Below are 21,744 nucleotides of genomic sequence, written 5' to 3'. Positions count from 1 at the left end.
TGTTCTGCCGGGGGGGGGCTTGGTTTTTGGGGGGGGGGGGGGGGGGGCGGGTTGGGGGGGGGGGGGGGGGGGGGGGGGGGCGGGCCCCCCCCCCCCCCCCGCCGCGGTCATGCGGAGAGCCCAGATCATCCTGCTGTTCCGACCATCGCGGAAACCAGTGGGGCCCGTTCTCGGGCTTGATGGCGATGGCGGGTCTTGCCCTGGTTTGGCGGGACGGCGTGATGTGCCCCGGGACTTCGCCGGCGAGGGCCTGCGGGTGGTGAAGACGCCACCGCGAACGCCGCAGGACAACTACGAAGGAACCGGATCGGTCACGTGGCGGAGGCAAGGTCCGCCACGTGGCGGAGACATACCGGTCTCACCTCCCCCTTTCCGGGGGATACCACTATCTCTCCGATCTCGTACCTTTACGGTGTGGCGCTGCCGAAAGACCGGAGAATCCAGTGGCGATCAGGTTGGTCATCGCGGACGATCAGGCGATGATCCGCGCCGGGCTGCGGCTCGTCGTCGAGACGGCGCCCGGCATCGAGGTCGTCGGGGAGGCGGCCGACGGCCGTCAGGTGCTCAGCGTGGCTCGTCAGCTGCGGCCGGACGTCCTGCTGATGGACATCGCCATGCCGGGACTGGACGGGCTGAGCGCCGCCCGGCAGCTCCTCGAAGATCCCGAACCACCCAAGATCGTCATGTTGACGACGTTCAACACGGACGACCACCTGCATGCCTCGCTGCGCGCTCGGGTTCACGGCTTCGTCCTCAAGAGCTCACCCGCCGAGCAACTGATCGAGGCCGTACGCGCGGCGGCGGCCGGAGACGCGGTCATCGACCCCGCGGTCGCCCCACGTGTGATCGACTCGTTCGCGGCCCAGCCCCAGCCGACCCCGCCGCCCGAGCTGGCCACGCTCACCCCGCGCGAGCTGGAGGTGTTGCGGCTGATCGCGGACGGGATGTCCAACCCCGAGATAGCGGGAGACCTGCACATCGGCGAGGCGACCGTGCGAACCCATGTCGCGCACATCCTGCACAAGCTCGGCTTGCGCGACCGCATCCACGCGGTCGTGTTCGCCTACGAGGCCGGGATCGTACGGCCCGGGCGACGACGGGAGGGCTCGCGGGACGGCGTGTGGGGCGAGTCGTGCTGACGAGGCTGTTCCGCGGCCGGCGGCCTACCTGGCCGGATCTGCTGCTCTCCCTCGCCGTGACCGTGGCCGGGCTGGTGGAGTCCTTCGGCCGCCAGGGGATCGGATACGACCAGATCGAGAACCCGACGCCGATGGCGGTGGGAGCGATCCTCTCCGGGGCGCTGCTGCTTTTCCGGCGCGCGTTTCCGATGACCGCTCTGCTGATGCTGACCGCGCTCGGCTTCGCCGTACAGAAGATGACGAACGCGGAGTATTACGCCGCGTGGCATTTCTACTCGACCTTGATCCTTCTGCACACCGTGGCGAGCGCGGCCGAGTTGCGCAGCCGCCGCGGGATCGCCGGGCTGGGCTGCCTGCTGATCGCGTACGGTCACCTGCAGACCCTGAGCCACATCGATATCCCGGAAGTCCTGATCAGCGCCATCTTCGTGGGGGTGGCGTACACCAGCGGCATCCTGCTGCGCCGGCAGATGGACCGGACGGCACGGCTGGCCCAGCACAGCACCCGCCTGGAGATGGAACGTGAGGAGCGGGCCCGCTGGGCGGTGGCCGAGGAGCGCGCGCGGATCGCCCGCGAACTGCACGACATCGTCTCCCACAACGTGAGCCTGATGACCCTGCACGTGGGCGGGGTGCGCAGGATGCTCGGCGACGGCCCCGAACGGGAACGCGAACGTGCCTCGCTGCTCGGCGTCGAACAGGCCGGCCGGGAGACCGTCGGCGAGCTCAGGCTCATGCTGGGGATGCTGCGGTCCTCCGGCGACGGTGACGCCCCCACTTCTCAGCCGGGCCTGGACCGTCTGGACGAGCTGATCGGGCAGGTCCGGGAGGCGGGGCCGCAGATCGAGCTGCGGGTCATCGGCACCCCGATGCCCCTGTCATCCGGGCTCGATCTGTCCGCCTACCGCCTGATCCAGGAGGCTTTGACGAATGTGCTGAAACACGCGCGTGCCTCCGGCGTCGACATCACCATCGCGTACGGCCCCGCCGAGCTGAGCATCCTCGTGATCAACGACGGTGCGGGACCGGACGACGGCGCCGCCCGCCGCCCGTCAGACGGCGGACACGGCCTGATCGGGATGCGGGAGCGGACCGAGATGCACGGCGGCGAACTGTCCGCCGGCCCCATCGCGGGCGGGGGTTACCGGGTGTTCGCGAGGTTCCCGCTCGGCGACCCGGTCAAGTCCGGCTGAACCGGCTCCCCCGACCACTCCTCGTCACTCATGCGCAGCATCCGGAGCCCGATCACACCGGCGCCGGCCAGATAGAGCGCCCCGCCCGCGATCGTGCCGTACGGAAAGATCGGCGCCGACAGGATGCCGGCCAGTATCGCGAAGGGAGCCCACCACGGCCCGCGCCGGGCGTAGGCCAGGGCCAGGCCGAGCAGGAACAGGCCGAACAGCCCGATGAAACCCGGCATCTGGAATGCGAATCGGGCCCCGGGGTCGGCGAACGCCTGGTCCGCGAGACCGGCCCCCTCGGCGGCGGGGAGGGCTCGTTCGAGCCGCGAGTAGAAGAAGTCGCCGAGCATCAGGCTGGAGAAGTTCACGATGCCGAGGAACGCGATCCCCCCGGCGATGTGCCCGAAGACGACCCCGCGCTGCCGGATCAGGTGGATCATCCCGATGATGCCGGGGAGCAGCAACACCCAGCTCCAGTGGAGCACCGAGGCGCTGACCGAGACCTGCTCCGGATACTGGCCGTAGACACCGACGGTGTCATCGCCCCGTCCCTGTCTGAGCGCCGGGTCGGTGAGGATGCCCGCGACATAGACGAGCGGCGCGATGATCAGGCAGAGTCCCGCTGCCGATCGACGAAATGTGCGTGGGTCTGAGAGCACCGACATTGATCTTTCCTTCTGTACGTGCGCCATGTACGGCGCGGCCAGGTTGGGAAGGTAGATGTCGGCGCCGCCGCGCGTCGTCCCCCCGACGACCGATCGGCGCTCCTCGTTTGAGCGGAGCCGTCATCGACAGTACGAGGCCTCCACTCGACGGCTGGGACGGGTTTTTCGGGTCCGTCCCGTCAACGGCTCTGCCGCGGATTCGGCGGTGCCGAAAGGTTGCGTCACAGTGAGTCGTGCATGATCTCGACACAAACCCCAACCCGTCACCGGTCCCGGTGGCGGGTCCCAGCCGGTACGGGCGACGGGCGCAGCCGAACGCACATTGTTCGCACGCCGCCGCTGCCCCGTCCGCGGCGGTTGCTGGTCGGCCCCGTCTAGGGTGGGCGCATGGCCGAACGGCGTCCCTTGATCGCGCGCAGGCTGCGACCGGGACACTGGGTCGCCGTCGACGCGTTCGCGGCCGTTGCCTTGGCCGCCGGGTTCTCGGTGTCGGCGGTGCTGGTGCCGGAGTCCGCCGGAGTGCCGCCGTATGCGGCTGTGCCGGTGATCGCGCTGGCCTGCCTGCCGCTGGCAGGGCGGCGCCGGTGGCCGGTGCCGGTCTGCGCGCTGGTTCTGGTGGCCGCGGTGTTTGCGCCGTTCGCCGGCTGGGAGGAGGCGTTTGTGCCCTTGGCGGTCGCGCTGCACGCGGTGGCGCTCCTGGACGCGCGCCGGACGGCGGTAGCGGCGCTGATGGCCGCGCTGGCGGTGACCGCCGCCGGTGTCGCGATCGACTCGCCCTCGTGGACCGAGGCGGCGTCGGCGTGCGGATTCGCCTGGCTGGTGCTCGGCCTGGCGTGGACGATCGGGCTTGCCGTACGGGAGCAGCGCGCGTACGCCGCGCAGGCCGTCGCGCGGTCGGCGCAGGCCGCGGCCACGGCGGAACGGCTGCGCATGGCTCGTGACGTGCACGACGTCGTCGCCCACAGCATGGGCCTGATTTCCATGCGGGCCGGCATCGCCAACCACGTCGCCGCCACGCACCCCGAGGAGGCGGGCGAGGCCCTGTCGATCATCGAGGAGACCAGCCGGAAGGCGCTGGTGGACCTGCGCCGCCTCCTCGGTCTGCTCCGCGACGCCTCCGGGGACCGGGACGGCCCGCCGTACACGCTGGACTCGCTGCGCGAGCTGGTCGCGGCGATTCCGGCCGGCGACGTGCGGGTGGAGCTCGACGTCGAGCCCGGCCTCGCGATAGGCGACGAGGCTGCCCTCGTCGTCTATCGCCTCGTGCAGGAGTCGCTGACCAACGTGCTCAAACACGCCGGCCCGGCCCGATGCCGGGTGGCGGTCGGCACCCGTGGGGAGCGTGAGCTGGTGGTCGAGGTCGTCGACGACGGTCGCGGGGGTGCGCCACGTGTGGGGGGCCACGGGCTGGCCGGGCTGGAAGAGCGGGTGATCCTCTACGGCGGAACGTTCTCGGCGGGACCGGAGCCCGGAGGCGGCTTCGCCGTTCGCGCGAGGCTGCTGTTGCCAGGCGGTTCCGGGGAGGATGAGAGGTGAGCACATTCACGGTGCTGGTCGCCGAGGACCAGGCGTTGCTGCGCGCGGGGCTGCGCAGGCTGATCGACGCCGCGCCCGACCTGGAGGCCGTCGGCGAGGCCGGGACAGGGGAGCAGACGGTGGAACTGGCCCGCGGCCTCCGGCCCGACCTGGTGCTCATGGACGTCCGCATGCCCGGCCTCGACGGGATCAAGGCCACCGAGCTGATCCGGGCCGACCCGGTGACCGCCGAGACGCGGGTGGTGATGCTGACCACGTTCGATCTCGACGAGTACGTCTACGGGGCGTTGCGGGCCGGAGCCAGCGGATTCCTGCTGAAGGACACCCGGCCGGGCGATCTGCTGGAGGCGCTGCGCATTGTGGGAGAGGGACAGGCGCTGCTGGCCCCGTCGGTCACCACGCGGCTGATCGGGGAGTTCGCCCGGCGCGAGCCCACCGGAATCCCGGCCCGGCTGGCGGCGGGGCTGACCCAGCTGTCCGGACGGGAGCGGGAGGTGCTCTTGCTGGTGGCCCGAGGGTTGACCAACCCGCAGATCGCCGAGCGACTCGGCATCGGGCCGGCCACGGTCAAGACACATATCCGCAGCCTGCTGGCCAAGCTCGCCGCGCACGACCGGGCGCAGCTCGTCATCGCCGCCTACGAGGGCGGCGTGGTCACGGCCGGCAGGTAGGCGCCATCAGCGGCGGTAGGAGACCTCGGGGAAGGCGGCTGACGGGCCCTGCAGCAACGCCTGCGGACGGCCGCGCAGGTGCTGCTCGAAGAAGGCCAGTGGGTAGGCGCGCTGGAAGGCCAGCGCCCGCTCGGCCGGGATCGTGCCGACAATCTCCTCGAGTTGCTCCTTTCCCAGCCCCAGCGGCTCGGCCGACATGGGAATGAGCAGGACGTCGTCGCCGAAGGAGTTGTGCGCCGCCCCTTTGAGCGTCACGTTGAGCCGCCAGCCCCGCAATCCGTCCCAGAAGGTGCGCAGCGTCGGATTGGTCGCCATGCCGCCCTTCCCGTCGGTGTCGACCACCATGTACGGCCGGTCGAGGCCGGACTGCGTGACCTTGCCGAAGACGGCGCCATCCAGGCCGAGCCCGGCCTTGATCCGCGGGTCGGCGTACATCGCGGAGGAGGTGGCCGCGCCGCCGAGCGAATGCCCGAACATTCCGATCCGCGCGAGGTCGAAGAGCGGCTTCCCGTTGCGGCCGGGCAGCTTCTCCTCCAGGGAAGGCAGGCTGTCCAGGACGAAGCGCACGTCGGCCACCCGGACGTCGACCGCCTTGGCGAAGTCGGTCAGCTCGGCGCCCGTCTCCACCCGGCCGCCGGGGAACTCCACCACCGCCGCGTCGTAGGGGTGATCGACGGTGACCACCGCATACCCCCGGCTGGCCAGCTCCTCGACGACGCCGGTCCCGTACGCGCGCGAGGCGTTGGCGCCCGGCGAGTACAGGACGACCGGCAGCCTGCCCAGGCTCGCGTCGACGGGCGCGCCCTCGTGGCCGTCGGTCCTGTCCAGCAGCACCGAGCCCGGCTCCAGGTCGTTCATCTCCAAGTACCGCTCCGCCGCCGCCTTCGGCATCCAGGGGGCGACCGGGTAGGCCTGCACGTCCCGGGCCGGGTACCACAGGCTGACCATCAGCTCCCGCTTCCTGCCGGAGCCGCTCCAGGGATCCGGGCGGGACTGGTCGACCAGGTGGACCGAGACGGTCCCCACCGGATGCGGGCCCGTCGGCTTCGGGACCGTCAGGCGCTGCGGCGGGGTGGAGCCGCATCCGGCCAGCGTGAGGGCCAGGGCGGTGATGATGAGTGCACGTTTCACCCTGTTCACGGTGCCGGTCGTGTACGGCTGCCGCCTCTGGCGTGGGTAGGATCTCCGGCTCAACCCAGGAGGGTAGAGCTCGAAGAAGATCGTTTTCAGGGAGGACGCTCACGAACGAACCGCGCCTGAGCCCAGGACCTGCCGGCGACACCCGCCTTACCCAGACCGCGGCTCCGCCAGGTTTCGCCAAGGCGGGCATATAGATCGCCGTAATGCGGACGTTCTCCGTGACTCTCGTGATCTTGCAGCCAGACCGCTGAACGCCCTCCCCGAAGCCGACCTGAGCCTGCCAAAGAGGGATGCCGTCGGCACTCCAGCTCACCATCGACCTCGGTCAGCGTGGGCGGCTGAGGGCGGCCTCGGCCAGATCCACCCATTTCTCGGCTGAGGAGTAGGGCACGACCACCCAGTCCTTTATCACCCTGCCCCGTCCCGAGGGGTCGAACAGAGACGCCCCGGGCAGTGTGAACGCGGCTGTGTACTCGGGGGTATCCCTGACCAGCCGGAACGCCATCGCGCCGTCGCGCTGCAAGGTCGCGAACACCTTTCCCGTCTGATCTTTGAGCGCGGGACTCCCCATCATCCTGGAGATCCATACACCCAGATCGGCCAGCTCGGCGCCGACCTGCTTGAAAGCCTCTTCCGCGTTCATCGTCAGTTGGTCCCAAACTTCATGGCGGCGTGGTCCAGCCGCTCGTCGTGGTCGGGGCTCTTTCCTTGTGACGAGATTGCCCCGGCCCGCTTTCCGGCAGCACGCCGATCAGGCTAGTCGTCCTGGCGGCAACGATCAAGGTCGAATGAGGTGCCGCCCGTACCGATTCCTGCCGGCGGTCCTCACCTTTGCGCGACAGAAGAGCACCCACCTCCATCGATATGCCAGAACCCCTTTCTGGGATTCTCCTCGTAATGTGGAGACCGAACCGCCTGCGTTCCAAGCTCCGGGCCGATCCATGCCACGGTCAGCCCTGGCCCCGCAGGTCGCCGCCGTACTCCGGGGTTCTGAAGGCGCTGAAAGGATGAACCCGAAGGTCGCAGAGCCGTCACTAGACTCACACAGCGAAATCGCCTAGAGACGCGATTTCTCAGGTTCACCTGCGCCGAACTGGAACCAACGATCTAGTACTCCAGCGACACTTTGAGATCATGGTTGGGATCTGCGCTGGGCCTTCGTGTTGATCTGAGCCACTCCAAGGATTACGAAGTGGCCGTCTCTTGTCACATCGATCTCACCCGTACCAACCGCAGGGCTTGGTCACCCGCACACCATCTCCCCGGACATGAACTCCGCTTCCGGATCACCCGAGGTCAACGCCGCGCTGTCCCGACAGGGCCGCTACACCACAATCGAGCCAGAACATGGGCGTCAAGGAGGTGCGGATCAGCAAGGCCGAACGATCCGTGATCTGCCACAACCCATGAAGCTGACCGACCCGGGACCTCCTCGCCTAGAGAAACGCTCTCCAGGCAGGGGAAGCCATGTCCGGCCAGGCCAAGGTCTGGGTCCGTGCCTCTAGACCGCTGAATTACACGGAACGCAGGTGGTCACGCGGCGGCGCCTTGATCCGGAGTTCCGGGCGGGCACCTGGCACGACCAGCCGTGCCGCGTGAGCCGCTTCCACACCTCGGGCAGGGAGTACGACCGGTGGAACATCCGGCCGGTCACCCGCCGGATGCGGGCCAGGGTCCAGCACTGGTCGTCCCAGCCGTACGCGGCCGGGCTGTGCAGCAGCGCGGCCTCCAACCGGACGAACCGCTCCTCGTCCAGCAGCGGCAGCGAGGCCGAGCCTGCGATGGCCAGCGCCGCGCTGCCGCCGCGTGCCCAGGCGCGGTTCCACCGGCTGGCCGACATGCGGCTGGCCCGTAGTTCCTTGGCCGCCCGGGTCTCGGTGTAGCCGTGAGCGAACGGTTCGACCGCCTCCAGCCGGGTCTGCTCGCGCTTGGCGCGTTACGCGGCGGTCAGCCCGCCGCCTTGTGTGTACCGCATGACCTGGATATACCGCCAGAACCCGGGAGGGTCACATGGTTGGGAAACAACACGAAAGGTCAGTAACCAGTCCCTGTAGAAGAGCTGCACCATTCGACGATCCGCATTTAGTAGGCGGTTGCGAAGTGCCGACGCTCTGGCCGTCGACTCGGGGCCCCCTCGCCGCCGGGAACATGGTCGCTCCTCGTCAATCGCCTATGCACGATTTAATCCTTCTTGTACGATTTTGGGGATTTTAATTATCTTATGTCTAGTTTGAGCTTGGTGTGAAATGGCGCCAATTGGTGAAATGTCAAGGCTTGACAGGGGTTGAATTTGAACGGCATTATTGCTCTCGCGAGACAAAAGGGTAAAAACGGACTATTGGCGGAATTGCATCGCTATCAGTTATAAGTTGGCATTCCGTTAACCTGCCAGATGTGTGGTTGCTACCTCGTTTTCGCCTACGGATTTGGGGGATCCCGTGAAGAAGTTCAGCCGCGTGCTGTCGGTTTCCATGGCCACCGTGCTCGCCGCCGGGACGCTTGTCGGCGTGACGGGCACCTACATCGCGAGCGCGGAGTCGGGTGCGAGCGCCACCGTCCCGGCGGCTGCCGGCAGTATGAAGGCCAGGAGCCCAGAGGAACTGCTGGCGCTCCTGGGCGAGCGGATCAAGGCCAAGGACGTCGACGGCATCATCGCCCTCCAGGAGCCCGAGGCCGCGATCGTCAACTACGACCTGTCGGTCATCAGGGGCCACAAGGACATCAAGGCCTTCTATATCGATTGGTTCAAGGCGGATCCGGTGCTCACGGTCAATCCTGGCCAGGTCGTGATAGCGGGAGGGGCGCGCCTGTGGAACGGATTGGTCATTCTCCGTACGGCGTCCATCATGGGCACATATACCCTGGAGCAGACCGGCGCGGACGGTAAGCGCGAGAGCTTCACCGGGAACTTCTGCGACACCGTGCAGGAGCAGTTGGACGGTAGCTGGTTGTACGTCCAGGACAACCCCTACCCGCCCCACGGTGGCGCTGCGGCGGCCTCGTCGGCGGGCCGGAGAATCTCGCCGTCGAAAGCGGCAAGTCTCGCGAACAGCGGATCAGTGAGCCCACATCACCACTGATCGGGGCTACTTCGGCAGTCCTTCTCTGTGCTCAGCCGGCCTGACCGGCGAGCTAGCGGCACCACGAGTTCAAACCTGCCGCCTCCAACTTCGAGTATTTTCGACGACCCTTGTCCAGGGAACTTGGCCAAGAGCGAATGGGCCGTCGGTGAAAGCCGTATAGCCGAGTTGTGGAGAGGTCACGGCGTTCCAGGCCGCCGTCCGGGCAGCGGGCGGAGTGCCTGGTGGGTTCCACCTGGAGACCACCCCCAACGCGGTGACCGAATGCGTCGACACCCACTGCGGCACCGACCGGATCGGCGAGAACTACACGACGCTGGGGTATCGGTGGTTTCGGCGTGGCAGACGCAAAAGTTGAGGACCATGCAGAGGGAGAACTGTGTCGGGCATAGCTCCGATCCCCGCCTACCCATTGCCCACTTCGAATGAACTGCCCGCCAATACCGCACAGTGGACCCCCGATCCGAGCAGGGCGGTGCTACTCGTGCACGACATGCAGCGCTATTTCCTCGCGCCGTTCCCCCCGCCGATGCGTACCCCGCTGGTGCGCAACTGCGTGCTGCTGCGGGAACGCTGCGCTGCGCTCGGGGTTCCGGTGATCTATACCGCGCAACCCGGCAGTATGACCGATGAGGAACGCGGCCTGCTGAAGGACATTTGGGGCCCCGGCATGCGAAGGGACCCTGTCGATCGTGAGATCGTCGAGGAGCTCGCACCCCGGCCTGGGGACCAGGTGCTCACCAAGTGGCGCTACAGCGCATTTTTTCGTTCGGATCTTCTGGCGCAGATGCGCGACCGGGGCCGCGACCAACTGATCGTCTGCGGGGTGTACGGGCATGTCGGCATCCTGGCGACGGCTCTTGAGGCGTTCACCAACGATATCGAGACGTTCCTGGTCGCCGACGCCGTTGGTGACTTCTCCGCCGAGTACCACCGGCTGACCCTCGACTACGCGGCCGTTCGCTGCTCGGTGGTCACTACCACCGGGGAGGTGTTCCGATGAGTCCGCCTCAGTTGCTCCAGCACGTGCTGGGGCCCAACCCGGGTGCTTTCGCCTTGCTGCACCGTCCCGAGACCGTGCGACCGGAGCGGGTGGAGATCCTGCTGGGCGAGGTCGCCACCCCGGCCGGACTCGCCGACATCCCGCTGGCCGACCAGGCCACGCGGCTGGGCGAGGCCCGGCATGAAACGCTGGTTCTGGTGCCCCACCAGCAGATCACCGAACGTGGCTACGCGGCCGCCGTGGACGGTTCACCGCTGATCACCATGACTGTGACCGACCAGGGGCAGATCGCCGTGTCCGAGGCGCTGAGGCTCCTGCCGGACGAGCCGATTACTTTGACCGGTGGGCGTTTCGACATCGAGGACGACGCGTACGCTGACACGGTTCGCGCGGTGCTCGGCAACGAGATCGGCACCGGTGAGGGCTCCAACTTCGTCATCAAGCGTTCGTTCGGCACCACCATCACCGGGTACTCCACGCGCAGCGCACCGAGTCTGTTCCGTCGGTTGCTCACCAGGGAGACCGGCGCATACTGGACCTTCCTGGTGCACACCGGTACGCGCACGTTCGTGGGCGCCACGCCGGAGCGTCACGTCAGCCTGCGTGACGGCGTCGTGGCGATGACCCCGATCAGCGGGACCTATCGCTACCCCTCGACAGGGCCGGTCTTGTCGGAGGTCGTGGACTTTCTCGCCGACGGCAAAGAGACCGACGAGCTGTACATGGTCCTCGATGAGGAACTCAAGATGATGGCCCGGGTCTGCGAGGGCGGCGGTCAGGTGGTGGGCCCGTTCCTGCGGGAAATGGCCCGCCTCGCCCACACCGAGTACATCATCGAGGGGCGCAGCGACCTCGATCCCCGCGACATCCTGCGGGAGACGATGTTCGCCCCCACCGTTACCGGCAGCCCGCTGGAGAATGCCTGCCGGGTGATCGCCCGCTACGAGGCGCATGGACGCGGGTACTACGGGGGTGTCGCTGCCCTTATCGGCCGTGATGCCGCCGGTGCGCGCACCCTGGATTCGGCGATCCTCATCCGCACTGCCGACATCACTGCCTCAGGCGACGTTGAGATAGGGGTGGGAGCAACCCTGGTCCGGCACTCCGACCCCGATGCCGAAGTCGCCGAGACGCGCACCAAGGCCGCGGGCCTGCTCTCTGCGCTGACCCACGGAACTGTCTCCGCTCCCCAAGGGCCGGGCGAGAACAAGCGGCTCGGCCGGCATCCGCTGATCCAGGAAGCCCTGGGGAAGCGCAACCAGTCGATCGCGCGATTCTGGCTCAGCGACACCGATACGCGGGCACAGCCGTATACGCCGCTGGTCGGCCGCCGGGCGCTGATCATTGATGCTGAGGACACTTTCACCTCGATGCTGGCCCACCAGCTGAGCGCCATCGGGCTGACGGTGCAGCTCGTCCGCTTCGATGAGCCCCACGACGTCGACGACCACGACCTTGTCGTGCTGGGTCCCGGGCCCGGCGACCCGAGGGAGGCTGACCAGCCCAGGATGGCCCACCTCGCCTCGGTGATCGAGCATTTGCTGGCTCGGCGTGCCCCCTTCCTGGCGGTGTGCCTGAGTCATCAATTGCTGTGCCGACGCCTGGGTTTCCAGTTGAGACGCCGTCAGGTCCCCAACCAGGGCACTCAGCGCGAGATCGACCTGTTCGGCTCACCCGAGCGGGTCGGCTTCTACAACTCCTACGAAGCCATCGGCCCAGCTGAGCGTGTGGAGTGTCCCGGCGTCGGTGAGGTGAGGGTCAGCCTGGACAGCGGCACGGGCGAGGTGCACGCCCTGCGCGGGCCGCATTTCAGCTCGGTGCAGTTCCACCTCGAATCGGTGCTCACCCAGGGCGCCGAACGCGTCCTGGGTGAGCTGGTGGTCCCGCTGATGAAGATCGAGGAGGTACTGAACGCATGAGAGCCACCATCGCTTGGTGGGACCTGTCGGGATCCGGCCAGACCATCGACTCCCTGCGTGAGTATCTGCGGGATGAGGGTGTAGAGCCGTGGGAGCGGGTTCACGGGATGCGGTTGAAATTCTGGATCTCCGATCGGGACACCAACCGCTGGGGTGCGGTGATGCTCTGGGACTCTGGCGCCGATCTGAAGCAACCGATGCCGCCGAACCGGGCCACCGAGCTCATCGGATACCCCCCGACCGTCCGGTTGGCGTGCGATGTCGAGGCGATCGTCGAAGGTGTTCACTCTGGCCGGCTGATCGATCGCGGGCTGGCTTTCGCATCAGAGGGGAAGTCATGAGCGCACCAACCGAGCCGTTGTCGGCTGAGGAGTTCTCCGCCCCGCCCGCCGAGCCGATGGGCCTGCTGAAGACCTGGTTCGACGGCGCCGTCGCCGACGGTGTTCGCCAGCCGGGCGCCCTGGCGCTGGCCACGACCGATGCCGGGGGCCGCGTCACCAACCGGATCGTGGCGGTTCTCGCGGTCCGCGACGACGGCCTGGTGTTCGCCAGCCACGCCGACAGCCGCAAGGGCCGGGACCTGGCTGAGACCGGCCGGGCATCGGGCGTGCTGTTCTGGCGCGAGGCCGGCCGCCAGGTGATCGTGACCGGCGCGGCCCGCCCGCTGCCCGATGCGGAATCAGACGCCCTGTGGGCCGCCCGGCCGCTCGACACGCATCCGATGTCGGTCGCTTCGCATCAGAGTGCGCCGCTGCTGGACGAGGAGGCGCTGAGACAGAAGGCGCGGCAGCTGGGTAGCGCGGGTGTGGCGCTGCCTCGCCCGGACCGCTGGCTGGGCTATCTGCTGGAGCCCGCGTCGGTCGAGTTCTGGCAGGCCGACCCGGAGCGGCTGCATCGCAGGCTGCGTTACGAGCGCGACGGCTCCGCCTGGCAGGCTGGCCGGCTTCAGCCGTAACCCGCCCCTGAACACAGTGCACTCGAAGAGGAAGAAGGCGTATCACATGTGTGGACTTGCGGGCTGGGTCTCCTTCGATCGGGACCTGACTCAGCAGGGTGCGGCGGAGCTGGACGCGATGACTGCGACCATGACCTGCCGGGGACCGGACGCCTGCGGCACCTGGGTTGACCGGCATGCGGCGCTGGGGCATCGCAGGCTGGCGGTCATCGACATCGAGGGCGGCACCCAGCCGATGTCGGTGGACACCGGCGAAGGCGTGGTCACGATCACCTACACCGGTGAGGTCTACAACTTCACCGAGCTTAAGGATGAGCTGCTGCGCCGGGGCCACCGGTTCCGGACCCGCAGCGACACCGAGGTGGTCCTGCACGGCTACCTGGAGTGGGGCGAGGCGGTCGCCGAACGTCTGAACGGCATGTTCGCCTTCGCCATCTGGGACGCCCGGGCCGAAAAGCTGGTGCTGATCCGCGACCGGATGGGTGTCAAGCCGCTCTACTATTACAGCACCGACGACGGGGTGCTGTTCGGCTCAGAGCCGAAGGCGATCCTCGCCAACCAGCTGGCCGAACGCGCCGTCGACCTTGACGGCCTGCGCGCGGTGTTCAGCTTCACCATGCCGCCCGGCAGCGCGCTGTGGTGCGGAATGAACGAGGTGCTCCCGGGCGGCATCGTCACCGTCAACCGGGGTGGCCTGCGCGAGCATCGCTACTGGACCCTGCCGACCCGGCCTCACACCGATGACCAGCGGACCACCATCGCGAACGTACGTGCGTTGCTTGAGGACATCGTGGGCCGTCAGATGGTCTCCGACGTGCCGCGCTGCACGCTGCTGTCGGGTGGGCTGGACTCCAGCGTGACCACCGCACTGGCCGCAGTCAAGCTCGGCGAAGACGGCGAGAAGGTGCGCAGCTTCGCCGTGGACTTCGTCGGGCGGGAGAAGGATTTCGTCGCCGATGAGCTGCGCGGCACGACGGACGCCCCCTACGCACGCGAGGTAGCCTCGCACGTCGGCTCGCAGCATGAGGCCATCGTGCTCGACCATGCCGCGATCGCGGATCCGGAGGTGCGCCGTGCGGTCATCACCTGTAGGGACAGTCCGCTCACGCTCGGCGACATGGACAATTCGCTGTACCTGCTGTTCCGGGCCATCCGCAAGTACTCCACGGTCGCCTTGTCCGGGGAGTCCGCTGACGAGGTGTTCGGCGGGTACCGGTGGTTCTTCCAGCCGGAGGTGCAGGCGGCCAAGACGTTCCCCTGGATGGCCGTCTTCGTCAGTGGCGCGCGGGCCCAGGTGTCGGACCGGTTCAACGCCGACATCACCAAGGCCCTCGACCTGCCGACCTTCATCCGCGACCAGTACGCCAGCGCGGTCGGCGAGGTCGAGCGGGCCGAGGGTGAAAGCGACCACGAGATGCGGATGCGGGTGATGTGCCACCTGCACCTGACTCGTTTCGTCCGGATGCTTCTGGAGCGCAAGGACCGGATCAGCATGGCCGTCGGGCTGGAGGTCCGCGTCCCCTTCTGCGACCACCGGCTTGTGGAGTACGTCTACAACACCCCGTGGTCCTTGAAGACCTTCGACGGCCGGGAGAAGAGCCTGCTGCGCGCCGCGACCGCCGACCTGCTGCCCCAGTCGGTGCTGGACCGGGTGAAGGCTCCCTACCCGGCCACCCTGGACCCGCACTACACCGGCGCCCTGCTGCAGCAGTGCAAGGACCTGCTCGCCACCGACGATCCGGTATTCGAGCTGGTCGACCGCAGCTATCTGGAGAACATCACGCAGCAAGGGGCGGACGGGATGCCCATCGACGTCCGCAACGGCATGGAGCGAGTCCTCGACCTGAGCACCTGGCTGGATATCTACCGCCCCGAGCTTCGCCTGACCTGACCCCCTTTCTCGATGCCGCCCTCGGAACACGCGCCGGAGGCGGCATCGACGGCGGCGACCGGGAACGGAACACCGTGACCGGCTTGATCGCCAGCGCAAGAAACACATCCAGCCACCACACGAGAGGTGATCAACGTGGCACACAAGATTGTCAACCCTGACGGCCTGCACAACCCGGTCCCGTTCGGCTATAGCCACACCGCCGCCGTCCCGGCCGGCAGCGAACTGGTGTTCGTCTCGGGTCAGTACGGTTCGGGCCCGGACGGCAAGGTCGTCTCCGGCGAATTCGCCGAGCAGGTGAAGCAGGCGTTCGTCAACCTGGGTACGGCCCTCGCGGCCCACGGTCTTGCTCTCGCTGACGTAGTCCAGCTCCGCACGTACGTAGTGAACCCCGACTTCGAGAAGCTCGGGATCATCGGCCAGGCCGTGGCGGGCGGCGGCGCCGAGCAGCCGCCGACGCAGACCGTAATCGGGGTCGCCGGTCTGGCCGCGCCCGACATCCTGTTCGAGGTCGAAGCGGTCGCCGCGCGGTCCTGACGCCATGCCGCCGTCCGCGCTCCGGGATCTCCACCCGGGCGCGGGCGGTGGGGCCCGGCCGCGTGATCGAGCACTGGAAACGGTAAGGGGAGTCGAAAATTGTCAGACACCACGACGCAGCCCGAGGGATTCGACACGGACGCCGACCTACGCCGCCGTAACCGTGAGGTCGTCGCGGATTACATGAGCCGCAAAGGCGAGAACCGCTTGACGCGCTATCTGCTGTTCACGCAGGACGGCAGCGCCGGCCTGTACACCACCGACACCGGCGCACCGGTCGTCTCGCAGGGGCACGAGAAACTCAAGGCGCACGGTGAGTGGTCGCTGCGGATGTTCCCTGACTGGGAATGGACGAACGTGGAGATCTTCGACACGCAAGACCCGAACAGGTTCTGGGTCGAGTGCGACGGGGAGGGACAGATCCTCTATCCGGACTACCCGCCCGGCCACTACAGGAACCACTTCATCCACTCGTTCCTGTTCGAGAACGGAAAGATCAAGCTGCAACGCGAGTTCATGAACCCGTTCCAGCAACTGCGCGCGCTGGGGATCGAGGTACCGAAGATCAATCGCGGCGGCATCCCCACCTGAGGCTCGAACGGTCGCCCTTCGTTCACACTGCCCGCTCTCACACCCCAGGAGCATCGGATGGGATCTCGGCTCAACCCGTACATCGCCTTCAACGGCAACGCACGGCAGGCATTGGAGTTCTACCGGGACGTCCTCGGCGGCGTGCTGGAGCTGGGCACGTACGGCGACTTCGGCTCTCCTGAAGCTCCTGGCGGCGACAGCGGCACGATCATGCACGGCCGGCTCGACACCCCCGACGGTTTCACGGTGATGGCCTGGGACGTGCCGGAGAGGGTGCCCTTCAACCCGGGCACCAACGTTGCGCTGTACCTCGGTGGCGACAACCCCGAACTCCGCGACTACTTCACCAAGCTGTCGGAGGGCGGCACCGTGACGCTGCCTCTGGCCAAGCAGTCGTGGGGTGACGAGGCCGGTACGGTCGTCGACCGGTTCGGGATCACCTGGATGGTGAACATCAGGCAGCGGTCCTGAGCCACCGAACCCGATGACGGACGAGCTGGATGACAGGCTGGACCGGATCGCGCGGCATCCCTTCCGCGCGAGGTTCCGGCTGTACGGAAGAGATCGCGCGGTGGTCGACCTGCGCGGCATCGTCATCGTCCGCAGGCACGCCGAGGAGCTGATCAGCAGCAGGCTGGCTCCTGCGGAGCCGCGCAACGACGGCCGTCAAACGCCCTACCGGGGGCATCCGGTGTTCGTCGCCCAGCACGCCACCGCGACGTGCTGTCGCACCTGTCTGGAGCGCTGGCACGGCATCCCCGCCGGGCACACGCTCGACGATGACGAGCGGGCCTATGTCGTGGAGGCGATCTGCCGGTGGATCACCAAGCAGTACGCCCCCCACCAACCGCCGCCGTAACCAGTGGCTGGGGCGGGCTCAACGTGATGAAACAAGGAGATGAGTTCGTGACAGCCGATGTGCAGGTCACTCGGGACGTGGTCGACATCATCACTGGTGGGTGGAGGGCGCAGGCCCTTTACACGGCGGTCAAGCTTGGACTCCCGGACCAGATCGAGGCCGGGCGGACTAACTGTGCCGAACTCGCCAAAGCGACGGGGGCGAATGAGAAGGGCATTCGCCGTCTGATGCGCCTTCTGGTCGCCATGGGTGTTTTCGAGGGCAGTGAGTCGACCGGCTACCGGAGCACCCGTGTCAGCGCGGCGCTGGTGGAGGGCCCCCAATCGCAGCGTGACATGTGCCTGCTCTACGGTGAGGAGTTCTACGCCGCCTGGGGGCACGCCCACCACGCCATCAGTACGGCAAGCTCGGGTTTCGAAGTCGCCTACGGCCAGCCGCTGTACGACTATCTCAGCCAGAACCCGGCCCTTGCCGAGCGGTTCGGGCGCACCATGAACGCCGGAAGCATGTTCTTCCACCAGGTACCTGAGGTCTTCGACTTCTCCGGTAAGACCGTCGTCGACGTGGGCGGAGGGGGCGGGCACCTGCTCGCCACGATCCTCGGCGCCGTACCGGACGCCGCGGGCACGCTGTTCGACCGCGAACACATGACGCTCAAGGCGCGTGAGCACCTGGCCGCCACTGTCGGACTCGACCGTGCGCAGGTGGTTGGGGGTGACATGTTCATCGAAGTCCCGGAGGGTGGGGACGTCTACATCCTCTGCCGCGTGCTGGCAGGCCACGACGACGACGCGGTCGTCAGCGTCTTCGAGAACTGCCGCCGCGCCATGGCGGACTCGGAGTCGCGGCTGCTGATCCTTGATCGTTTCGTCGAGGACGAGGAGCCCACCGTGCTGCCCTCCCTGTGGGACCTGCACCTGCTGGTGACGACGGGCGGCGAGCACCGCACCCTGAACGGGATCACGGCGCTGCTGAACCGGGCTGGCCTGGACATCAAGCGGAGCGCCGATCTGCCGATGGAGACGACCGCCCTGATCGTCGCGCCACGAGGCTAGAGGCCATCGGAACATCGTCGAGAGTAAGTGAGCGGACGGGAGGTCTGCGGTGCCGGCAATGGCAACCATCGGAGTCTATGGCTTCGATGTCGGTTCTTATCTAGAACGTCTGCAGCAGGCTGGTGTGTCGCTGCTGCTGGACGTACGCCAGCGTCGCGGCGTTCGTGGAGCCGAGTACGCCTGGGCGAACGCACGCCGGTTACAGGAGGCTCTCGCCGGTGCCGGAATCGCCTACGAGCACCACCTTGAACTCGCCCCGACAACGGAGTTGCGGAAGCTGCAGTACGCCGAGGACGATCGCCAAGGGGTCGGCAAGCGCGCACGCCGTGAGCTCTTCACCGAGTACACCCACCGCTACACCACCGAGATCCTCGACCAGGTCGACCTGGAACCGATCGTGGCGGGGCTGCCGGGCCGCGGGATCGCGGCGCTGTTCTGTGTGGAGCGCGACGCCGAGGCCTGCCATCGCTCGCTGATCGCTCAGCGGCTGACCGAGGAATACGGCGTCACCTTCGAGCACCTGCGCCCGCTGTGATGGGCGACATCATTCCGGACGGCGCGCCTCGACCCCGTATCGCGGTGTTCGCCGGGCCGACGGCGACGATCCTGAACACACCGGACCTGGTCACCTCGAACAAGGCGCGCGCACGTCACGGCCTGCCGCTACGGCCTTCTCGCTTCGACTCCCTTCGCGCTCAGCGGCTCGCGGCGCCGGTGACGGTGTACATCGAGGCGTTCAGCGCCCACCCGCTCGAACGGGACGCAGCCGACTTGTACGCTCCCCCGGACGGCTGGCTCGACTCTGGCGGCACCTTCCACGATGAGCGGCCTTCCGGGGATGCCACACCGGTGTATGTCGTCGAACTCCACCCCGACGACGGTCTCTATCCCTTGCCCTACATGGCCAGGCAGGCGGATGGGTCCGCGTGGGACGGAACGGCGGCCACACCGCTGGCTCCACCGGGGGACGCCCGGCAGACGTTCTACCCCGACGCCCGCCGTCTGTATGAGGAGATCGAACGGTTCGGCCTCGCCGACCACGGCACCGGCGCCTCGCTCGGGTCGGTCGCCGAATTCGACTTCTTCCGCGCTGCCCCGTCGGGGGGATACACCACCGGCCCCGACGCCGAGCGGCACGGGCAGGACTTCTTTGTCTACTATCCGTACCACCTGCAGAGCGAGCCAGGCCTGACGAACCTCGCCAAGGCGACCAACCAGGTCCAGGCCGTCCTGGCCACGGGCGAATACGCGGGCGTCCAATGGCTTGAAGGCAGCCCGACCGTCGAGGAGACCTTGTACTGGCTTGGGCTGATGATCGATACGACGGTGCCGCTCGTCGGGCACGCGGCTCAGCGCCGTCACCAATCCCTGAGCGCCGACGGCGACCGCAACGTGGTGGACGGCGTGAAGTACATCGCCTCCGGCGTCGCCTTGAACGAGCGGGGTGAGGACCGCGTGGGCGCCTGTGTGATCGTCGATGAACTCGTCTACTCGGCCCGGGATGTGACCAAGGTCGACGCCCGTCCGGGCGGTTACGAGGTGACCGGCGGTCACGGGGGAGTGGTCGCCGACCTGGGTGGCTACGGCCCCCCGCAGCTCACCTACCTTCCCACCCGCAAGCACACGCACTGCTCGGATCTGCGCCTCACCGTGCTCGGTGAGCGGGTGACCGGCGTTACCGGGGCATTGGAAGAGGGCGTGTCCCTGGTCGACGTTGTGGTGAAGGACGCAAACGGACTCGTTCCGGCCTCGATGCCGCACGTCACGATCACCAAGTACACCCGGTATGCGGCGACAGGGCCTGGCACCGAGGGTTCACCCATCACGGATGACGAAGTCGAGATCCTGGCGCGGATCAAAGCCAATCTCGCTCAGGCACCCCTGGCCGGTTTCGTGTGCGAGGGCATGTCGCCGTTCGGGATGGCCGACCCGGCCAGGAACGCGGCCTTGAGCGTCGCCATCTTCGCCGGCATGCCCGTGGTCCGCACCGGCCGTGGCAACACCGGAGGCATGGCGTACCGGACCGACCCGACGTTCATCTCCGGCAACAACCTCACGGCCACCAAGGCACGCATGCTTCTCATGGCCGCGCTCCTCAAACTCGGCGCCCTGCCTCCTGCCGCGAATCCGTTCAACCCGACCTCTGACGAGCGTGCGGCCACACAGCAGGCGGTCGCTCGATACCAGGCACTGTTCGACACCCACTGACCCGGTACCGATCCACCACCACATGCATACAGGAGGCAACGGACAACCTATGGGCACTTATGAGTACGCAGTGGCCGACGTTTTCACCGACGTTCCGCTGCAAGGCAACCCGACCGCGGTCTTCCTCGATTCCGCCGATCTCCCCCCTGAGCGCATGCAGCAGATCGCCCAGGAAATGCATCTGTCGGAGACCGTTTTCGTCCTCCCCGCCGAAGCCGACGGTGATGTACGGGTCCGCATCTTCACCCCCGTGAACGAGCTGCCGTTCGCAGGGCATCCGACCCTGGGCACCGCTATCGTGCTCGGCGAGTTGAACGTGCTGGGTGAACTGCAGGCAGTGGACACGCTGCGGATGGAGACCGCCAAGGGCACCGTGCAGTTCGACCTTGAACGCACCCCCGGCGGCCGGGTCGGCGCGGCTAGCATGTGGCAGCCCATCCCCACCTGGGAGCCCTACGAGCAGGCCGACGAGCTACTCGCCGGTCTCGGCGTGGCGGCGTCCACCCTGCCGGTCGAGGTTCACGACAACGGGCCACGGCACGTGTTCGTCGGCCTGGACAGTGTGGCCGCACTGTCGGCCCTGGAGCCGGACCAAAGGGTTCTCGCCAGGCTCCCCAACATGGCCGCCAACTGCTTCGCCGGTTCGGGCTCGCACTGGAGGCTGCGGATGTTCTCGCCCGCCTATGGCGTCGTGGAGGATGCGGCCACCGGATCGGCCGCCGGTTCGCTCGCTGTGCACCTGGCCCGGCACGGCCTGATCGGTTTCGGGGAGTGGATCGAGATCCTGCAGGGTGTCGAGATCGGCCGTCCTTCGACGATGCGGGCCCGGGCCTGTGGGACGCCGGAAGGGATCGAGTCCGTCCAGGTGGCGGGGTCCGCCGTCATTGTCGGTCGGGGAACACTGCACGTGTAGTAACAGGGTCTTGAGGTCTTCTCGGCAACGTCGCGTGTGTGATGTTCCACGGGCTTTCGTGGAGTCACCTTGGTTGACTGGCATGCCTGAATCCCGAGAGAGGTCGGCATGCCGAGGAGCTATCCCCCGAGTTCCGTCGCAAAGTCCTGGACCTGCTGAAGGCCTGCCGCACCGTGCAGCAGGTGGCCGCCGATCTGCAGATCAGCGACCAGACGTGACCCAGGAGGAACGCGTCGTCGTCGCTGATCCGGCCCTCCCGATAGTGCAGGTCGATGCGACACACCCCGCAGGTCTGCCCATTCGCCACACCGCCTCGCCGGGGCCCGGGACGAGAATGGTCTCGACGGACACTGGCTCACCTTTGCCGCAGGCGATCACGGCTTGAACCTTGTAGGTCAGGT

The 21,744-nt window shown here is 67.5% G+C and carries 22 protein-coding genes and 1 pseudogene; 18 read left to right on the top strand and 5 right to left on the bottom strand.

The window, feature by feature from the left end; translation table 11 throughout:
- Positions 1–443 precede the first annotated feature (443 nt).
- Positions 444–1,139 (top strand): response regulator transcription factor, encoded by a 696-nt coding sequence (locus ABZ857_RS04750; protein ID WP_357037528.1) that lies wholly within the window; start codon positions 444–446, stop codon positions 1,137–1,139.
- The gene (locus tag ABZ857_RS04745; protein WP_357037525.1) at positions 1,133–2,332 is read left to right on the top strand and encodes a histidine kinase; all 1,200 of its coding nucleotides are present in this window, start codon (positions 1,133–1,135) and stop codon (positions 2,330–2,332) included. Before ABZ857_RS04750 ends, ABZ857_RS04745 begins: the two co-directional genes overlap by 7 nt.
- Here ABZ857_RS04745 and ABZ857_RS04740 read toward each other — a convergent pair.
- Positions 2,281–2,985 (bottom strand): hypothetical protein, encoded by a 705-nt coding sequence (locus ABZ857_RS04740; RefSeq protein WP_357037522.1) that lies wholly within the window; start codon positions 2,983–2,985, stop codon positions 2,281–2,283. The two genes, ABZ857_RS04745 and ABZ857_RS04740, sit on opposite strands and share 52 nt — an antisense overlap.
- 387 nt (positions 2,986–3,372) lie before the next feature.
- Here ABZ857_RS04740 and ABZ857_RS04735 point away from each other — a divergent pair, with 387 nt between their 5' ends.
- Positions 3,373–4,521, top strand: a complete 1,149-nt coding sequence (locus tag ABZ857_RS04735; RefSeq protein ID WP_357037519.1) for a histidine kinase — start codon at positions 3,373–3,375, stop codon at positions 4,519–4,521.
- A complete protein-coding gene (locus ABZ857_RS04730) occupies positions 4,518–5,192 on the top strand; it encodes a response regulator transcription factor (RefSeq protein WP_357037516.1) in 675 nt (224 codons plus the stop codon). The genes ABZ857_RS04735 and ABZ857_RS04730 overlap by 4 nt, the downstream gene beginning before the upstream one ends.
- Positions 5,193–5,198: 6 nt before the next feature.
- On the opposite strand, the gene ABZ857_RS04725 is transcribed toward ABZ857_RS04730, so the two are convergent.
- The 3 genes from ABZ857_RS04725 to ABZ857_RS04715 all read right to left on the bottom strand — a co-directional run bounded on the left by ABZ857_RS04725 (position 5,199) and on the right by ABZ857_RS04715 (position 8,244).
- Complete coding sequence (locus tag ABZ857_RS04725; protein ID WP_357037513.1) at positions 5,199–6,323, bottom strand: lipase; 1,125 nt, start codon at positions 6,321–6,323, stop codon at positions 5,199–5,201.
- 334 nt (positions 6,324–6,657) lie between these two features.
- Positions 6,658–6,975 (bottom strand): hypothetical protein, encoded by a 318-nt coding sequence (locus ABZ857_RS04720; protein WP_357037510.1) that lies wholly within the window; start codon positions 6,973–6,975, stop codon positions 6,658–6,660.
- An 858-nt stretch (positions 6,976–7,833) separates the two neighbouring features.
- Positions 7,834–8,244 (bottom strand): winged helix-turn-helix domain-containing protein, encoded by a 411-nt coding sequence (locus ABZ857_RS04715; RefSeq protein WP_357038393.1) that lies wholly within the window; start codon positions 8,242–8,244, stop codon positions 7,834–7,836.
- Positions 8,245–8,770: 526 nt separating this feature from the next.
- Here ABZ857_RS04715 and ABZ857_RS04710 point away from each other — a divergent pair.
- From ABZ857_RS04710 to ABZ857_RS04645, 14 genes are all read left to right on the top strand, one after another.
- On the top strand, positions 8,771–9,412 hold the full coding sequence (locus ABZ857_RS04710) for a hypothetical protein (protein ID WP_357037507.1): 642 nt from the start codon (positions 8,771–8,773) through the stop codon (positions 9,410–9,412).
- Between the two features lie 379 nt (positions 9,413–9,791).
- Positions 9,792–10,415 carry an isochorismatase family protein gene (locus ABZ857_RS04705; protein ID WP_357037504.1) on the top strand — a complete coding sequence of 208 codons (624 nt, stop codon included), beginning with the start codon at positions 9,792–9,794 and terminating at the stop codon, positions 10,413–10,415.
- Entirely contained in the window at positions 10,412–12,334 is a 1,923-nt protein-coding gene (locus ABZ857_RS04700) for an anthranilate synthase family protein (RefSeq protein WP_357037501.1), read from the top strand. Before ABZ857_RS04705 ends, ABZ857_RS04700 begins: the two co-directional genes overlap by 4 nt.
- A complete protein-coding gene (locus ABZ857_RS04695) occupies positions 12,331–12,675 on the top strand; it encodes a hypothetical protein (protein WP_357037498.1) in 345 nt (114 codons plus the stop codon). Before ABZ857_RS04700 ends, ABZ857_RS04695 begins: the two co-directional genes overlap by 4 nt.
- Complete coding sequence (gene phzG, locus ABZ857_RS04690; RefSeq protein WP_357037495.1) at positions 12,672–13,289, top strand: phenazine biosynthesis FMN-dependent oxidase PhzG; 618 nt, start codon at positions 12,672–12,674, stop codon at positions 13,287–13,289. Before ABZ857_RS04695 ends, phzG begins: the two co-directional genes overlap by 4 nt.
- Before the next feature lie 46 nt (positions 13,290–13,335).
- Positions 13,336–15,180 (top strand): asparagine synthase (glutamine-hydrolyzing), encoded by a 1,845-nt coding sequence (asnB, locus tag ABZ857_RS04685; protein ID WP_357037492.1) that lies wholly within the window; start codon positions 13,336–13,338, stop codon positions 15,178–15,180.
- A gap of 135 nt (positions 15,181–15,315) precedes the next feature.
- Positions 15,316–15,717 (top strand): Rid family hydrolase, encoded by a 402-nt coding sequence (locus ABZ857_RS04680; protein WP_357037489.1) that lies wholly within the window; start codon positions 15,316–15,318, stop codon positions 15,715–15,717.
- A gap of 99 nt (positions 15,718–15,816) precedes the next feature.
- Positions 15,817–16,308 (top strand): PhzA/PhzB family protein, encoded by a 492-nt coding sequence (locus ABZ857_RS04675; protein ID WP_357037487.1) that lies wholly within the window; start codon positions 15,817–15,819, stop codon positions 16,306–16,308.
- A gap of 57 nt (positions 16,309–16,365) precedes the next feature.
- A complete protein-coding gene (locus ABZ857_RS04670; protein ID WP_357037484.1) occupies positions 16,366–16,779 on the top strand; it encodes a VOC family protein in 414 nt (137 codons plus the stop codon).
- Positions 16,780–16,792: 13 nt separating this feature from the next.
- Complete coding sequence (locus tag ABZ857_RS04665) at positions 16,793–17,167, top strand: DUF4186 domain-containing protein (protein ID WP_357037481.1); 375 nt, start codon at positions 16,793–16,795, stop codon at positions 17,165–17,167.
- Between the two features lie 47 nt (positions 17,168–17,214).
- Positions 17,215–18,222 (top strand): methyltransferase, encoded by a 1,008-nt coding sequence (locus tag ABZ857_RS04660; RefSeq protein WP_357037478.1) that lies wholly within the window; start codon positions 17,215–17,217, stop codon positions 18,220–18,222.
- Positions 18,223–18,280: 58 nt separating this feature from the next.
- Positions 18,281–18,757, top strand: a complete 477-nt coding sequence (locus tag ABZ857_RS04655; protein WP_357037475.1) for a DUF488 domain-containing protein — start codon at positions 18,281–18,283, stop codon at positions 18,755–18,757.
- Positions 18,757–20,430 (top strand): asparaginase domain-containing protein, encoded by a 1,674-nt coding sequence (locus tag ABZ857_RS04650; protein ID WP_357037472.1) that lies wholly within the window; start codon positions 18,757–18,759, stop codon positions 20,428–20,430. Before ABZ857_RS04655 ends, ABZ857_RS04650 begins: the two co-directional genes overlap by 1 nt.
- 49 nt (positions 20,431–20,479) lie before the next feature.
- A complete protein-coding gene (locus ABZ857_RS04645; protein WP_357037469.1) occupies positions 20,480–21,343 on the top strand; it encodes a PhzF family phenazine biosynthesis isomerase in 864 nt (287 codons plus the stop codon).
- 214 nt (positions 21,344–21,557) lie between these two features.
- Here the strand turns inward: ABZ857_RS04645 and ABZ857_RS04640 are convergent.
- Positions 21,558–21,742 (bottom strand): annotated as a pseudogene (locus ABZ857_RS04640) (S-(hydroxymethyl)mycothiol dehydrogenase); the annotation flags it as partial.
- Positions 21,743–21,744: the final 2 nt, after the last annotated feature.

The organism is Microbispora sp. NPDC046933 (genome assembly GCF_040644635.1).
Lineage (GTDB): Bacteria > Actinomycetota > Actinomycetes > Streptosporangiales > Streptosporangiaceae > Microbispora.
This window is presented reverse-complemented; position numbering and strand designations above follow the sequence as displayed.

Bases quoted from the DNA above. Each gene is read 5' to 3' on its own strand.
- ABZ857_RS04740 (WP_357037522.1), bottom strand. From the start codon at position 2,985: ATGTCGGTGCTCTCAGACCCACGCACATTTCGTCGATCGGCAGCGGGA.
- ABZ857_RS04735 (WP_357037519.1), top strand. From the start codon at position 3,373: ATGGCCGAACGGCGTCCCTTGATCGCGCGCAGGCTGCGACCGGGACAC.
- ABZ857_RS04720 (WP_357037510.1), bottom strand. From the start codon at position 6,975: ATGAACGCGGAAGAGGCTTTCAAGCAGGTCGGCGCCGAGCTGGCCGAT.
- ABZ857_RS04700 (WP_357037501.1), top strand. From the start codon at position 10,412: ATGAGTCCGCCTCAGTTGCTCCAGCACGTGCTGGGGCCCAACCCGGGT.
- ABZ857_RS04695 (WP_357037498.1), top strand. From the start codon at position 12,331: ATGAGAGCCACCATCGCTTGGTGGGACCTGTCGGGATCCGGCCAGACC.
- phzG (WP_357037495.1), top strand. From the start codon at position 12,672: ATGAGCGCACCAACCGAGCCGTTGTCGGCTGAGGAGTTCTCCGCCCCG.
- asnB (WP_357037492.1), top strand. From the start codon at position 13,336: ATGTGTGGACTTGCGGGCTGGGTCTCCTTCGATCGGGACCTGACTCAG.
- ABZ857_RS04670 (WP_357037484.1), top strand. From the start codon at position 16,366: ATGGGATCTCGGCTCAACCCGTACATCGCCTTCAACGGCAACGCACGG.
- ABZ857_RS04665 (WP_357037481.1), top strand. From the start codon at position 16,793: ATGACGGACGAGCTGGATGACAGGCTGGACCGGATCGCGCGGCATCCC.
- ABZ857_RS04655 (WP_357037475.1), top strand. From the start codon at position 18,281: ATGGCAACCATCGGAGTCTATGGCTTCGATGTCGGTTCTTATCTAGAA.
- ABZ857_RS04650 (WP_357037472.1), top strand. From the start codon at position 18,757: ATGGGCGACATCATTCCGGACGGCGCGCCTCGACCCCGTATCGCGGTG.
- ABZ857_RS04645 (WP_357037469.1), top strand. From the start codon at position 20,480: ATGGGCACTTATGAGTACGCAGTGGCCGACGTTTTCACCGACGTTCCG.